The sequence below is a fragment of the Intrasporangium chromatireducens Q5-1 genome (assembly GCF_000576575.1).
Lineage (GTDB): Bacteria > Actinomycetota > Actinomycetes > Actinomycetales > Dermatophilaceae > Intrasporangium_A > Intrasporangium_A chromatireducens.
The window spans coordinates 1-211 of sequence record NZ_AWQS01000657.1 but is presented as its reverse complement, the minus strand read 5'-3'; the positions used below and the strand labels follow the sequence as shown (position 1 = coordinate 211).

Genomic DNA, 211 nt, shown 5'->3' with positions numbered 1-211 from the left:
CCCGGACGAGGTGATTCTCGGCAACTACATGGGGCCGGGTGGCAACGTGGCCCGGGTCGCGGCCCTGACCGCGGGACTGCCGGACGCGGTTCCCGCGCTGACGATCGACCGGCAGTGCGCCAGCGGTCTCGCGGCGATCGAGCTCGGGGTCCGGCTCGTCCGGTCCGGGCGGGAGCTGGCCGTGGCCGGTGGTGTCGAGAGCGCGTCGACC

General features: G+C 74.9%; 1 protein-coding gene. It reads left to right on the top strand.

What is annotated here, in order from left to right; genetic code table 11:
• On the top strand, positions 1 to 211 hold a 211-nt coding region (locus N864_RS23295; protein WP_034723483.1), incomplete at both ends, for a thiolase family protein.